The organism is Streptomyces sp. NPDC006332, from assembly GCF_040612855.1.
GTDB lineage: Bacteria > Actinomycetota > Actinomycetes > Streptomycetales > Streptomycetaceae > Streptomyces.
On record NZ_JBEXRA010000004.1, the window covers coordinates 157,847 to 172,090 of the forward strand.

General features: G+C 68.7%; 14 protein-coding genes. 9 read left to right on the plus strand and 5 right to left on the minus strand.

The window, feature by feature from the left end:
* Positions 1-336 precede the first annotated feature (336 nt).
* The 3 genes from ABZ027_RS05780 (at position 337) to ABZ027_RS05790 (ending at position 3,854) form a co-directional block, all read left to right on the plus strand.
* Positions 337-1,449, plus strand: coding sequence for a LacI family DNA-binding transcriptional regulator (locus tag ABZ027_RS05780; protein ID WP_356764705.1), 1,113 nt, complete (start codon positions 337-339; stop codon positions 1,447-1,449).
* Positions 1,450-1,714: 265 nt separating this feature from the next.
* On the plus strand, positions 1,715-2,797 hold the full coding sequence (locus ABZ027_RS05785) for a metallophosphoesterase (RefSeq protein ID WP_356764707.1): 1,083 nt from the start codon (positions 1,715-1,717) through the stop codon (positions 2,795-2,797).
* Positions 2,798-2,990: 193 nt separating this feature from the next.
* Positions 2,991-3,854, plus strand: coding sequence for a hypothetical protein (locus ABZ027_RS05790; RefSeq protein ID WP_356764709.1), 864 nt, complete (start codon positions 2,991-2,993; stop codon positions 3,852-3,854).
* Between the two features lie 164 nt (positions 3,855-4,018).
* On the opposite strand, the gene thiC is transcribed toward ABZ027_RS05790, so the two are convergent.
* A complete protein-coding gene (thiC, locus tag ABZ027_RS05795) occupies positions 4,019-5,803 on the minus strand; it encodes a phosphomethylpyrimidine synthase ThiC (protein WP_356764711.1) in 1,785 nt (594 codons plus the stop codon).
* Between the two features lie 253 nt (positions 5,804-6,056).
* On the opposite strand from thiC, the gene ABZ027_RS05800 reads away from it, so the two are divergent.
* Complete coding sequence (locus ABZ027_RS05800) at positions 6,057-7,769, plus strand: YibE/F family protein (protein ID WP_356764713.1); 1,713 nt, start codon at positions 6,057-6,059, stop codon at positions 7,767-7,769.
* A gap of 90 nt (positions 7,770-7,859) precedes the next feature.
* Here ABZ027_RS05800 and ABZ027_RS05805 read toward each other — a convergent pair whose 3' ends face one another.
* The 4 genes from ABZ027_RS05805 to ABZ027_RS05820 form a co-directional block, all read right to left on the minus strand.
* On the minus strand, positions 7,860-8,297 hold the full coding sequence (locus ABZ027_RS05805; protein ID WP_356764715.1) for an SsgA family sporulation/cell division regulator: 438 nt from the start codon (positions 8,295-8,297) through the stop codon (positions 7,860-7,862).
* 99 nt (positions 8,298-8,396) lie between these two features.
* A complete protein-coding gene (locus tag ABZ027_RS05810; protein WP_356764918.1) occupies positions 8,397-9,236 on the minus strand; it encodes an IclR family transcriptional regulator C-terminal domain-containing protein in 840 nt (279 codons plus the stop codon).
* A 434-nt stretch (positions 9,237-9,670) separates the two neighbouring features.
* Positions 9,671-9,883, minus strand: a complete 213-nt coding sequence (locus ABZ027_RS05815) for a DUF5326 family protein (protein WP_003991465.1) — start codon at positions 9,881-9,883, stop codon at positions 9,671-9,673.
* 157 nt (positions 9,884-10,040) lie between these two features.
* Entirely contained in the window at positions 10,041-10,358 is a 318-nt protein-coding gene (locus tag ABZ027_RS05820; protein ID WP_356764717.1) for a cupin domain-containing protein, read from the minus strand.
* Between the two features lie 58 nt (positions 10,359-10,416).
* Between ABZ027_RS05820 and ABZ027_RS05825 the strand changes: the two genes are divergently transcribed.
* The 5 genes from ABZ027_RS05825 (at position 10,417) to ABZ027_RS05845 (ending at position 14,199) form a co-directional block, all read left to right on the plus strand.
* On the plus strand, positions 10,417-10,794 hold the full coding sequence (locus tag ABZ027_RS05825; protein WP_356764719.1) for a phage holin family protein: 378 nt from the start codon (positions 10,417-10,419) through the stop codon (positions 10,792-10,794).
* A 7-nt stretch (positions 10,795-10,801) separates the two neighbouring features.
* Positions 10,802-11,293 (plus strand): low molecular weight protein-tyrosine-phosphatase, encoded by a 492-nt coding sequence (locus tag ABZ027_RS05830; RefSeq protein WP_356764721.1) that lies wholly within the window; start codon positions 10,802-10,804, stop codon positions 11,291-11,293.
* Entirely contained in the window at positions 11,290-12,459 is a 1,170-nt protein-coding gene (locus ABZ027_RS05835) for a cystathionine gamma-lyase (RefSeq protein WP_356764723.1), read from the plus strand. The genes ABZ027_RS05830 and ABZ027_RS05835 overlap by 4 nt, the downstream gene beginning before the upstream one ends.
* Before the next feature lie 228 nt (positions 12,460-12,687).
* A complete protein-coding gene (locus ABZ027_RS05840) occupies positions 12,688-13,629 on the plus strand; it encodes a LysR family transcriptional regulator (RefSeq protein WP_356764725.1) in 942 nt (313 codons plus the stop codon).
* Positions 13,630-13,716: 87 nt separating this feature from the next.
* Complete coding sequence (locus tag ABZ027_RS05845; RefSeq protein WP_356764727.1) at positions 13,717-14,199, plus strand: NUDIX hydrolase; 483 nt, start codon at positions 13,717-13,719, stop codon at positions 14,197-14,199.
* Positions 14,200-14,244: the final 45 nt, after the last annotated feature.

Sequence of the window (14,244 nt, forward strand, 5' to 3'; positions counted from 1 at the left end):
GCCCTCACCTCGGGCGTCGATGGCCGACGTCGTAACCGCCATCAAGGGCATCACCGTACGAAGGCATACGAATCCAGGGGCGCTGCTACATATATCTACGCGCCGGTAGCTCGCGCCGTGGCGCGCGTCCCCCGTAAAGGTGAGTTGAGACCGCTTCGAAACATCAGATACTTGGCAGGCCGACGCGCGCCGACAAGTCACGTCCTACTTCTGGATCACTCAACTACCTTAGTTTCCAAGGCAATTGACCCACTACTCCCTTGCAGAAACGTGCCTGTCAACGCGTGCATATGCGTCCGCCCTACCCCACCGCATGAGCCCTACTATCGGCTCGCCATGACAGCAGCAGGGAAGCACCAGGTGAGCCGCGCGGAAACCTCACGGCGAGGCAGTCGGCCGGGGCGAGCGGGCATCAGAGACGTCGCCGCCGCCGCCGGAGTGTCCATCACGACCGTCTCCGACGCCCTCAACGGGAAGGGCAGGCTCCCGGACGCCACCCGACGCCATGTCCGCGAGGTCGCCGACCGGCTGGGGTACCGGCCGTCGGCGGCCGCCCGCACACTCCGTACCGGCAAGTCCGGACTGATCGGTCTGACCGTGACGACATACGGGGATGAACCTTTCACCTTCACCGAGTTCGCGTACTTCGCGGAGATGGCACGGGCCGCCACCTCGGCCGCACTCGCCCGCGGCTACGCCCTCGTCATCCTCCCCGCGACCTCCCGACACGACGTGTGGTCGAACGTCGCCCTCGACGGCACGGTCGTCATCGACCCCTCCGACCAGGACCCGGTCGTCAGCGAGCTGGTCCGGCAGGGATTACCGGTCGTCTCCGACGGTCGCCCGGCCGGCCCGCTCCCGGTCACCGCCTGGGTCGACAACGACCACGAGGCCGCCGTACTCGGCATCCTCGACCACCTGGCCGACGCCGGCGCCCGCCGGATCGGTCTGCTGACCGGAACCACCACGGACACGTACACCCATCTGTCGACCACCGCTTACCTGCGCTGGTGCGAGCGCGTGGGCCAGGATCCGGTGTACGAGGCCTATCCCGCGCACGATCCGTGCGCGGGCGCCGTCGCCGCCGACCGGCTGCTCGCCCGCCCCGACCGCCCCGACGCCGTCTACGGTCTCTTCGACCCGAACGGCACCGACCTGCTCGCCGCGGCCCGCCGCTACGGGCTGCGCGTACCGGACGACCTGCTTCTGGTGTGTTGCAGCGAATCCGCCGTGTACGCCAACACCGAGCCCCCCATCACCACGCTCTCGCTGAAGCCGCGCCATATCGGCACGGCCGTCGTCCAGCTCCTCATCGACGCCATCGAGGGGGTCGCGTCCGACCAGCCGGTCGAGCAGGTGATACCGACGGAGCTGATCGTGCGTACCTCGTCCCAGCGACGTCCGCCGCGGACGACGGTCAGCCCGCCGCGGTCACCCGAGGAGAAGTAGCGCCGCGACGTTCGGGGGATGGCAAGCGCGTTCCGCGCGGCGGGACAAGGGCCGTCGCCACCGCAGCGACGTTGGTCACAGGGCGGTCGAAGACCTGCGCAATCGGGGCGAAAGCCGCGATGAACTGGAGTCTTGCTTGGATTCACCACCCCTGGGTCATCACACGGCGCGATCCGCGTTCCTATGATGGGCGCACGACACCGCGGGCCGCTGCGACCAGGCAGTCCGATGCGGTGCAGGTGCGGCGCGATGGTGGAGGGGTCTGATGACTCAGGGGGCCGGTCAGGGACCCGAGGTGGAGCGGACGGCGACGTTGCGCGACTTCCGGGTGCCCGCGTACGTCCATGAGACCGGTCCGTACCCGCAGGGCGTGCACGCCGGTGACACGGTCAGCCCGGTCGAGGAACCGCTGCAGCACCCGGAGGGCTACACCCCCACGGAGCGCGACCTGCCGGTCATCAACCGGGAAGACACGCTTCAGACGCCCGTCGATCCCGAGCCCCTCCCGGCCTCGCAGCCGACGGCCGGCCCCGGCCCGCTGTTCGTCGTCGGAGACGTGCACGGTTACCTCGACGAGTTGGTGGGCGCCCTCCAGGAGAAGGGGCTCCTGGACGCCGCGGGCAACTGGTGCGCGGGCACCGCCCGGCTGTGGTTCCTCGGCGACTTCACCGACCGCGGCCCGGACGGCATCGGCGTCATCGACCTCGTGATGCGGCTGTCCGCCGAGGCCGCCGCGGCAGGCGGCTACTGCAAGGCGCTCATGGGAAACCACGAGCTGCTGCTGCTCGGTGCCAAGCGGTTCGGCGACACCCCCGTCAACTCCGGCGCGGGCACCGCCACCTTCCAGGCGGCCTGGCTGCTCAACGGCGGTCAGAAGACCGACATGGACCGTCTCCAGGACCACCATCTGCAGTGGATGGCCCGCCTCGACGCCATGGAGGAGGTCGACGGCCATCTGCTCGTGCACTCCGACACCACGGCCTACCTCGACTACGGCGACTCGATCGAAGCAGTCAACGACACCGTTCGCGAGACGATCACGCGCAATGACGCGGACGAGGTGTGGGACCTGTTCCGCAAGTTCACCAGGCGCTTCTCCTTCCGCGACGAAGGCGGCCCCGACCATGTGCGTTCCCTGCTCGACACGTACGGCGGCACCCGGATCGTCCACGGCCACAGCCCCATCCCGTACCTCCTGGGCCAGGTCGGCTCCGAGGACGGCGACGACAGCTCAGGTCCCGTGGTCGAGGGGGCGCATCTCTACGCCGAGGGACTCGCCATCGCGATGGACGGTGGCGTGACCATGGCCGGAAAGCTGCTGGTCCAGCAACTGCCGTTGGATATCTGAACGTTCACAGGGCAGGCGCTCCCCCACGGAGGTCCGACCGACGACGGCACTGGCCACAGGGCATTTTCGGTAAACCCCCTGTCACGCCGTGCCGTCATCGCTCTACCATCGGCTTATCCGTAGCAGGCTCCCCTCCGTTTCTGCCCGACGGCTCGTCAGCGTGCGAGCCCCAAGCCCTACGGAGCATCGGGGGATGCACATGAACAGCGTTCCGCAGCACCTGCTGAGCGAGGACCGCCAGGATTACGAGCGGATCCTCGATGAGGTGCTGCGCTCCGCACCACACCGACCGGAACTGGCCGAGGTCGGACAACGGCTCAACCCGGAACAGCTGCGCACCATGGCGCTCAACGCCACCGCACTCATCACGGCGGCCGCGGCGACCGAGTACCAGCACTACGTGAAGGTCCGCGAGGAACTGCGCCACCCGGCGCCGTCCACCCCGTCGTCCAACCGCGAAACCGGATCCGCGGATCCGGGCACCGGCACGATGGGGCTCGCCGCCACCATGGGAGAGGTCGCCGAGACCACCGGCGCGGGCGCCATCGCCGTCGTCGCTGTCCTGGCACCCGTCCTGGCCGGAACCGCCGCGGCGATCTTCCTGCTCGTGGGTTACATCCTGAAGATGCTCGACCCCGAGCCGGCGTTCGCCCAGACCATGCTCACCACCGGATGGGTGTTCGGCGCCGTGACCGCGGCCGCGATCCTCGTCGCCGCCGTCGGACTGCTCCTCACCGCCCTGCGCAACAGGCCCGCGCTCGCGGCCGGTGCGTACGGCGAGATGAGCGCGGAAGTGACCCGGGCCAGGGAAGACTGGCGCGAGGCACTGTTGGAGCGCGGCATCATGCCGTTTCTGCGAGAGGCACTCGCTGACCCCGGCACCGCCGCTCTGCGCCACACGGAACCACCGGCACCGACCAGCCGCATGCCGCACCTGGGCTACGGCCGACCCGGTTTCAGCAGCCCGGACGAAGGCGCCGGCGGCTCGCGCCCGAGCTTCACGAGCCCGGACTACACCAGCCCGGACTTCGGCGGGCCGGACCACAAGCCCGAGTAGCAGTCGGGCTCCGCCCTCACGGCTTGCGCCCCCACCCAGGGGAGCGCAAGCCGATGCCCGGCGTCGGGGCCTTCCGTCGGCATCGAGCCCCCTGTCCGGCCCACGTCCATGTCCACGGGGGCCGGTCAGGAACGGGGCCTGTGCCGGGCGGAAGGACTGCCGGATCAGTCCGCGATCGGCAGATACACGCGGTTGCCCGCTGCCGCGAACTCCTTGGACTTCTGGGCCATGCCCTCCTCGATCTCCTCCGAACTTCCGCCGTGGCGGCGGCGAATGTCCTGGGAGATCTTCATCGAGCAGAACTTCGGTCCGCACATGGAGCAGAAGTGAGCCGTCTTCGCCGGCTCGGCCGGCAGCGTCTCATCGTGGAACTCCCGTGCCGTGTCCGGGTCCAGGGCGAGGTTGAACTGGTCCTCCCAGCGGAACTCGAAGCGGGCGTCGGACAGGGCGTCGTCCCACTCCTGCGCACCTGGGTGCCCCTTGGCGAGGTCGGCTGCGTGGGCGGCGATCTTGTAGGTGATGACGCCGGTCTTGACGTCGTCCCGGTTGGGCAGGCCCAAGTGCTCCTTGGGCGTGACGTAGCAGAGCATGGCCGTGCCCCACCAGGCGATCATCGCGGCACCGATACCGGAGGTGATGTGGTCGTACGCCGGCGCGACGTCCGTCGTCAGCGGGCCGAGCGTATAGAACGGAGCTTCATCACAGATCTCCTGCTGAAGGTCGATGTTCTCCTTGATCTTGTGCATCGGGACATGTCCCGGGCCTTCGATCATGGTCTGTACGTTGAAACGCTTGGCGATCCTGTTGAGTTCCCCGAGCGTGCGCAGCTCCGCGAACTGCGCCTCGTCGTTGGCGTCCGCGATGGAACCGGGCCGCAGGCCGTCGCCGAGCGAGTACGTGACGTCGTAGGCGGCGAGGATCTCGCAGAGTTCCTCGAAATTCTCGTACAGGAAGCTCTCCTTGTGATGCGCGAGGCACCACGCGGCCATGATCGACCCGCCGCGGGAGACGATGCCGGTCTTGCGGTTCGCCGTAAGCGGTACGTACGGCAGGCGCACGCCCGCATGGACCGTCATGTAGTCGACGCCCTGCTCCGCCTGTTCGACGACCGTGTCCTTGTAGATCTCCCAGGTCAGCTCCTCGGCCCTGCCGTCGACCTTCTCCAGGGCCTGGTAGAGCGGCACCGTGCCGATGGGAACGGGGGAGTTGCGCAGCACCCACTCGCGGGTGGTGTGGATGTTGCGACCGGTGGACAGGTCCATGACCGTGTCGGCGCCCCAGCGGGTCGCCCAGGTCATCTTCTCGACCTCCTCCTCGATGGAGGACGTGACCGCGGAGTTGCCGATGTTGGCGTTGACCTTCACCAGGAACCGCTTGCCGATGATCATCGGCTCGATCTCCGGGTGGTTGACGTTGGCGGGGAGTACGGCCCTGCCTGCCGCGATCTCCTCCCGGACCACCTCGGGGGAAACGTTCTCTCGGAGGGCCACGTACTCCATCTCGGGCGTGATCTCGCCCCTGCGGGCGTACGCGAGTTGAGTGACCGCGTTCCCGTCGCGACTGCGGCGCGGCAGGCGGGGCCGTCCTGGGAAGACCGCGTCGAGATTGCGCAGGCCCCCTCGAGGTGAGGTGTGCTTGATCCCGTCGTCTTCGGGGCGGGCGGGGCGGCCCGCGTACTCCTCGGTGTCGCCGCGACCGACGATCCAGTTTTCTCGGAGGGGCGACAGGCCCCTGCGGACATCGGTCTCGACCAGCGGATCGGTGTACGGGCCGGACGTGTCGTACAGGGTGACCGACTGCCCGTTGGTGAGGTGCACCTGTCGGACCGGCACCCGCAGATCGGGGCGTGAACCCTCGACGTACGCCTTGTGCCAGCCGATGGACTTCCCGGCCTCCTGGGACTCTTCGTCCTGAACGGAGGCAGGCGTGCGTGTGTCCTCGTTGGTCATGTGACCTACTCCCTACGCCGGCATTACCCGGTAACAGGTTCGGCGGTCGACGCAGCCGCTTCCGTCTGCCGACGTTTCGTGTGCAACATCACTCACAGGTGGCGATGTTTCATGTGAAACATGGCTGGGACGGAGGTCAGCGCCCTCTCAGCCCGGTGCTCCGAGCTCCCGCGTGTTCAAAGGTGGCTCCACGCTAGCGTCAATTCGGGCGCGCTGAACAGAGGGCCCCTGTCGTTCTTGCGATGATCGGTCGGTGACCACGACAGATCAGCCTGGGTACCCACCGCCTGAGCCGCGCCGCGGGTTCGGTCGCGGAGACGGCGACCATGGCTCTGGTAGCGGACAGTGGGCCGGTGCTGAGCAGGGGCCTGGTGCTGGGCAAGGGCCTCGTGCTGGGCAAGGGCCTCGTGCTGGGCAAGAGCCCGGTGACGGATACGGACCCGGTGACGGGCCGGCGTATGGGCACGGTTCCGGTGGCGGACCGGGAAACGCGCACGGTTCCGGTGGCGGCCCCGGTCCTCGGCCCGGGCCGGGCGGAGGCGGCGGGCACGGTGGCGGTCATGGCCACGGGCCCGGTGACGGTGACGGTCCGGGACCGGACCCCGGGGGCGGCGGGCCCGGGAACTCACACGGTCACAGCCACAGTCATGGTCCGGCCGCCCCCGTCTCCCAGCACCTGCGCAAGGTCATCGCCGCCATCCTGATCCCGTTCGGGGCCGCGGTGCTGATCGGGCTCGTGGTGTTGTGGCCCGGGGGCGCGCCCGCTCACGAGCGAACCGGCGTCGGCTTCGACCGGCAGACACAGCAGGCGACGGTCACCAAGGTCGTGAGCCTCAGCTGCAAGTCGGTGAACGCCTCCGGGGGCGCCCCGACGGGCGGCACTCCCACCGCTGGGGGCTCCTCCGCCCAGCAACAGGCGAACGGCACCTGCAAGCGGGCCACAATCCGGGTCGACTCCGGCAAGGACAAGGGCCGTACGTTCACGGAGGTCGTGCAGCCGGACCAGTCTCGGCAGTTGCACGAGGGCGAGAAGGTCGTGGTCGCGTACGAGCCGTCCGCGCCGAAAGACCTTCAGTACTCGGTCACCGACGTGAACCGCAGGCTCCCGATGGCGCTGCTCGCAGGGATCTTCGCCATCGCCGTCGTGGTGGTGGGCCGACTGCGCGGCGTCATGGCACTGGTCGCGCTGGCCATCAGCTTCATGATCCTGAACTTCTTCATCCTGCCCGCGATCCTGCAGGGCTCGAACCCTCTGCTCGTGGCGGTGATCGGGGCGAGCGCCATCATGCTGATCGCGCTGTACCTGTGCCACGGACTGTCGGCCAGGACCTCCGTGGCAGTGCTCGGAACCCTGATCTCGCTGTTCCTGATCGGCGTCCTGGGATCGCAGTTCATCGGCTGGGCCGCGCTCACCGGCAACACAGACGACAACACCGGACTGATCCACGGCCTGTACCCGTCGATCGACATGAGCGGTCTGCTGCTCGCCGGCGTCATCATCGGTTCGCTCGGTGTCCTGGACGACGTGACGGTCACCCAGACGTCGGCGGTCTGGGAACTGCACGAGGCCAACCCATCGATGGGCTGGCGCGGCCTGTACCGCGCGGGCATCCGCATCGGCCGCGACCACATCGCGTCCGTTGTCAACACACTCGTCCTCGCCTACGCGGGCGCCGCCCTGCCGCTGCTGCTGCTCTTCTCGATCGCCCAGAGCAGTGTGGGGGCGGTCGCCAACAGCGAGTTGGTCGCCGAGGAGATCGTGCGCACTCTGGTGGGCTCGATCGGCCTGGTCGCCTCGGTGCCGGTCACCACGGCCCTCGCGGCCCTGGTGGTCTCGGCCGACCGGCCGGAAACGGCGTCGTCCGCCGCTGCGGCAGGGGCGGGAGTCACAGGGACGGGACCCGTGCCGGCGGTCGACCGCCCCGCTCCGGCACGCGGCGGGAAGGGGCGTCGACGCAAGCACTGACGGGGCAGGCTCGGCAGGACTCGGTCGCACCTCCTGCGTCGCACTCCCTGGCATCACCCGAACAGAAGCGTTCCTGCGTGCCGTAGCGTTTCAGCCCGTGCTCTGCTCCTCCGCCAGGATGCGGTCCAGCGCCTCGTCGAGGTGGGCGTCGAAGTCGGCGAGTGCGCCCTCCTGGCCCAGCGGCACCAGCTTGTCGGTGCGGTCGAGGAACGCCACCAGCGGTGCCGTGGACGAGCGGAACAGGGCCTGGTCACTGCCGACCTGAAGCCGGATCAGTACGTCACCCAGCGTGTCGGCGTCCGCGGGCGCGACCCGTACATCGCCCTCCCCGCACGGGCGCCCCACTCCGTCGATCAGCAGCTCACGACCGAAGGCCCAGGTCACCGGGGCATCGCCGGGCAAATGAAAGGTCAGCCGGACGGCATACGGATCGCAGGTCTCGTAGCGCAGCTCCACCGGGATGCGGAAGGACAACTCCTCGGACACGAGAAAGCTCATCATGACCTCTGCCTGTACGGACTCTCGCATCGCCTACCCCGTCGTGTGACGTCGTCTGGCCGGGAATGATCCCTCTGACACTGCTGGCATCTTGCTGAACGTGTACGGTAGATCACAAGGAGTGAGTTTTCAGATACTGATAGAGAGCGCGAGCGACCCGAGAAGCCGCCCCACTGCGTTCTGCAACTGCCGCGTCGCCGCGGGCAGACGATCGGCCTGGTGCGCGGGGAGAGAAATGGCCATGGTCGCGGCTGTCGTGCCCACAGTGATCGGAATCGCCGAGCACACCGTGCCCAGCGCGTACTCCTGGCGCTCCGTCACCGCGTCCATGCGTCGCAGGCGTTCGAGCCGCCGTAGCAGCGTGTGGCTGTCACGCACCGTGTACGGAGTGATGGACTGCACGGGATACCGGTCGAGGTGGTCGCGGCGGGCGTCCTCGTCCAGTTGGGCCAGCAGGCACTGGCCGATGGCGTGCGCGTGCCCGGTCTCACGGAAGTCGGCCCATTCCTCGACCGCCGGATTGCCGGGGGCGTCGGAGACGCACACGACCTCGATCTCGCCGTCGCGGTACATGGCGTAGTACACGGGGGCCCCGAGGGCGTCACGCCAGTCGGCGAGCGTGTCGACGACGGTGCTGCGACGTTTCTGCCGCGCGCCGCTGCTGCCCAGTCGCTCGGCCGCCTCACCGAGGAAGAACATTCCCTTGTCCCGGGACAGATAGCCCTCGTGCACGAGAGTGCGCAGCAGGTGGTACGCGGTGGGGAGGGCCAGACCCGTCTCGCGGGCCAGTTGCTTGGCGGGCGCTCCATGTTGGTGCTCGGCGACGGCCTCCAGCAGGCGCATGGCGCGCTGCACCGACCCGATCAGGGTCGCGGAGTGCGGTGCCGCTGAGGATTCCGTCGCGTGCCGCTGCGCGGGAGGCGTCTGCCGCTGCGTGGGACGCGTCTGCCGCTGCCCGGGAGGGGGCATCGGCGAGCGTGGCTGCGCGGGCAGCGCGGGCAGCACGGGCCGCTCGGTGGATGTCGTCGACGAGCGCGGCCGTCCCGTCGGCGCCGCGGGTTGCTCAGGCGGGCGGATCCGGGACTCCGGAGCCGGGAGAGCGACCCGGGCCTCAGCGGGGGGTCCCGAGGTGTGTGTGTGGGCGGTGTCGACCGTGGCCAAGGGGCACTCCCGAAGCGCGAGGGGGCGGTCCGTGCTGGGGAACACGGGAGGGCTGGTACGCCGCTCACGGGGGGTCGTCCCCCGCGACGCGTCCGGACTCTAATCGCCCCTCGTCGCTCACAGACGGCCTGCCCGGGAAACTTCCCTCGCGCGAGGGAACCGGTGATTCCTGTTACCGATCGCCGGTTGCCCTGCGTGAACCTCTCATTCGTCGCCCGAGACGGCCCGGTCGCACCGGGCGATCACCAGTCGCTGCGTGACGAGGAACTGGAGGTGAACTTCCGTACGACGTAGATCAGTCCGCCGACCAGCGCCACGAAGACCAGCACCTTGAACAGCAGTCCGATGACGAATCCGACGACGCTGGCGATCAGCCCACCGAACACGACCAGGGCGATGACCGGCACCGCCACCCACTTGACCCACCACGGCAGTCCCGCGAAGATCTCTCGCATCGCCCCAACCTCTCCGATACCTGTCCACGCCCGGCGCTCTGGGTGCCGGATCTTCCAATGTCCTGCACTCGATGCTAGGGCGAGGAAGTGGCCGGCGGGCGCCTCGCATCCCTTGTCCGCCCCTGACTGATCCCCTAGGGAACCCCGACGTCGCGGGTCACCTCTCGGGCGGAGAGAACACCACCAGCACCCTGAGGTCCTCGCTGATGTGGTGGAACTTGTGTGCGACACCGGCCGGTACGTACACCACGCTGCCCCGCGCCACCTCGGTGGTCTCCATGCCGACGGTGATCGCCGCGCGACCGCTGACGACGAAGTACACCTCGTCCTGGTTGTGCGGTTGCTGGGGGTCGCGCTCGCCCGCGTCGAGGGCGTACAGCCCGACCGACATGTTCCGCTCCCGCAGAAACTGCAGGTACGCGCCGTCGTTGGCGGCGCGCTCCGCCTCCAGTTCATCCAACCGGAATGCCTTCATCTACTTAGTCCGCCCCTGCCCGTACTCGTAACCGATCTCGTCTGCCACGATCAGACACATGAGAAATTTTGTAGTCAAGACGATCGCCAACGCGGGCGCCCTGGCGGTCGCCGTCTGGCTGCTGGACAAGATCACCCTGACAGGTGACAGCACCGGCAGGAAGATCTGGACACTGATACTCGTCGCCCTGGTCTTCGGCCTGGTGAACTTCCTGGTCAAGCCCATCGTGAAGGTACTCACCTTCCCGCTGTTCATCCTGACCCTCGGCCTGATCACCCTGGTGGTCAACGCCCTGATGTTGCTGCTCACCTCGTGGCTGGCCGACAAGCTCGACCTCAGCTTCCACGTGGAGGGCTTCTGGACGGCCGTCCTGGGCGGCCTGATCATCTCGATCGTGTCGTGGGCGCTCCACGTCGTCCTGCCCGACGAGGACTGAACACACCATGACCTACCGCGTCTGCTTCGTCTGCACCGGCAACATCTGCCGTTCCCCGATGGCAGAGTCGGTCTTCCGTGCCCGCGTGCGGGAGGCCGGGCTCGACAGCCTGGTGGAGATCGACAGCGCCGGAACGGGCGGCTGGCACGAGGGTGACGGTGCCGACCCGCGTACCGTGACCGTTCTGGTGGACAACGGCTACGACGGCACACACACCGCCCGGCAGTTCCAGCCCTCCTGGTTCTCCCACCTCGACCTCGTCATCGCCCTCGACTCCGGCCACCTCGGGGCACTGCGCCGCCTCGCACCCACCCCGAAGGACGCGGACAAGGTACGGCTGCTGCGTTCCTACGATCCCGCCGCGGGCGCCGACCTCGATGTGCCCGACCCCTATTACGGGGACATGGACGGCTTCGAGGAGTGCCTCGAGATGGTGGAGGCGGCGAGCGAAGGGCTGCTCGCGGCGGTACGCGAGGACGCGGAGGGGCGGGCAGCATGAGCGGCTCCGGCAAGGGCGACGAGATCGGCGCGACGGGTTCTCCGGGCGCCGGGGACGGCACGCGCGCGGTACGGGCCGGGCTGCCCGAGCCGGTCAAGCACGAGCCGAGCCTGCCCGGCCCCGTGTTCGCCGCGCACTTCCATCTGCCGGGTGAGGTGACGGGTCCGTACGGCTACGGCCGCGACGACAACCCCACCTGGACCCTGCTGGAGCGCGCGATCGGCGGTCTGGAGGCTCCCGGGCAGGACGGCGTCGAGACGCTCGTCTTCGCCTCCGGGATGGCCGCCATCTCGTCGGTGCTGTTCTCACAGCTGCGCGCGGGGGACGCGGTTGTCCTGCCCGACGACGGTTACCAGGCGCTGCCGCTGGTGCGCGCCCAGTTGGAGGCGTACGGCATCGAGGTGCGGACCGCGCCGACCGGCAACGACGCTCAACTCGATGTCCTCGACGGCGCGAAGCTGCTGTGGATCGAGAGCCCGTCGAATCCCGGGCTCGACGTGTGCGACATCCGACGGCTCGTCAAAGCGGCACACGCGCGCGGCGCCCTGGTGGCGGTCGACAACACGCTCGCGACACCGCTGGGGCAGCGCCCACTGGAGCTGGGCGCCGACTTCTCCGTGGCCAGCGGCACCAAGCAGCTGACCGGCCACGGCGATGTACTCCTGGGATACGTCACCGGTCGCGACGCCGAGACCATGGCCGCCGTACGCCGTTGGCGGAAGATCGTCGGGGCGATCGCGGGACCCATGGAGGCCTGGCTCGCGCACCGTTCGATCGCCACGCTGCACCTGCGGGTCGACCGGCAGAACGCGACCGCTCTGGCGCTCGCCGAGGCACTGCGGGAGCGACCCGAGGTGACCGGGCTGCGTTATCCCGGGCTGCCGGAGGACCCCTCGCACCAGGTCGCCTCGCGACAGATGCGCCGCTACGGCTGCGTTGTCTCCTTCACGCTGGCCACTCGCGCGCGCGCCGACCGTTTCCTCGAATCGCTGCGGCTGGTGGACGAGGCGACCAGTTTCGGCGGGGTACGGTCTACGGCCGAGCGGCGTGGGCGGTGGGGCGGCGACGCCGTGGCGGAGGGCTTCATCCGTTTCTCGGTCGGCGCCGAGGATCCTGAGGACCTGGTGGCCGATGTGCTGCGTGCGTTGGATGCCTCGGCACCCTGACCACGCCGCACCCGCCCCGTTCGCGTCATACACCCACCTACAACGGACGGTCCGAGCCTCCCCCCTCGTGGCTCGGACCGTCCCTGGTTCTGCGCGCGAAGAACCACCCGACCAAGGCTAGTTGACTCTGTGTCAGTGTCCAATCACAGTAGCGACAGAGGCCTATCGACATATTTATAGTTGGGCCCTGCCTCAGAGGGGGAGAAGGGGAAGGGGAGGGCGTTCGCCATGGATCTGGCCTTGCTGCGCACCTTTGTGACGGTGCACCGGGCCGGTTCCTTCACCCGCGCCGCCGCTCTGCTCGGACTGTCCCAGCCAGCTGTCACCTCGCAGATCCGCACGCTGGAGCGGCAAGTGGGGCGCCCCCTGTTCCTGCGGCAGGCCCGCGGAGTGACTCCGACGACCATCGGCGACGAACTCGCCCACAAGGCGGCTCCGCACCTCGACGCCCTGGTGGAGATCGCCGAGACCGGTCTCGACGACGAGTCCTCCCTGCGCACCCTGCATCTCGTCGGACCTCCCGAGTTCACCGCCGAGCGGGCGTTACCGGCGCTCACCGCGTTGACCGGCGAGGACGGCCAGGGTTTCGCGCTGCGCACCTCCTTCGGGAACGCCGAGGAAGCCTTGGAGGGGCTGGCCGCCGGACATCATGATCTGGCCATCAGTACGGCCCGTCCGCGCGGCGGTCTGCTCACGGCGACTCCGCTCTGCGACGAGGAACACGTCCTGGTCGCCGCTCCACGGTGGGTCGAACTGCTCGGCTCCGGGAAACCCCGCCGCAGAGGCACACGAGCGCTGGAGAACGTTCTGGCACTCAAGGGGGCACACGCGCTGGAGAGCGTCCCGGTCGTCGAGGTCCACGAGTCGTTACCTTTCGTCTCCCGCTACTGGGCCTCCGTCTTCGACTCCCGCCCCGCCGCCCCCGGCACCGTGATCGTCCCGGACCTGCGTGCGGCCCTGGCGTGCGCGGCCGCGGGCGCCGGGCTCGCCGTGCTGCCCCGCTATCTGTGCGCCACCGCTCTGCGGCGCGGTGACGTCGTCGCGCTGCACGATCCCGCGGTGCCACCGCTACGCACGTACTTCCTGTCGGTCCGAACCGGAACGCTCGTGATGCCGCATATCGCACGGGCACACGAGTGGCTTCTCCGTACTGCCGGCGACTGGTGCTGAGCCTCGATTTCCGCTGGTGACAGGCTGGATTCACCCGGTGACATCTCGCGATGTTTCACGTGGAACCAACGGGGCCACATTCCTCCCATGACCGTCCGACCCGTGGTCAAGCGCACCGCACGCGCCGTCCTGCTGGACGGTGACGACCTGATCCTGATCAAGCGCACCAAGCCTGGTACGGATCCCTACTGGCTCACTCCCGGCGGCGGGGTCGAGCCGGACGACCCGACCGTCGTCGACGCCCTCCACCGCGAGGTGTACGAGGAACTCGGCGCCAAGGTCACCGACGTGGTGCCGTGCTTCGTCGACACGGTCGAGCACATCGGCGAGGACGGCGGTGCCACCGGCGTGAAGGTGCAGCACTTCTTCGTCTGCCATCTGGAATCGATGGATCCCGCTCTGCGCCACGGTCCTGAGGTGGACGAGCCCATCGGCGAGTACGAGATCGTGCGGGTGCCCTTCACCCGGATCGGCATCGCATCCGTCCATCTCGTGCCGCTGTCCCTGCGGCACTACCTGGACGGCAACATCGAAGGCGTACGCGCCATGCACGCACCTGACCTGGGGTGACAGGCGTCGGCCTCAGCTGACGGTTCGGACCTGACTGACCGCGGC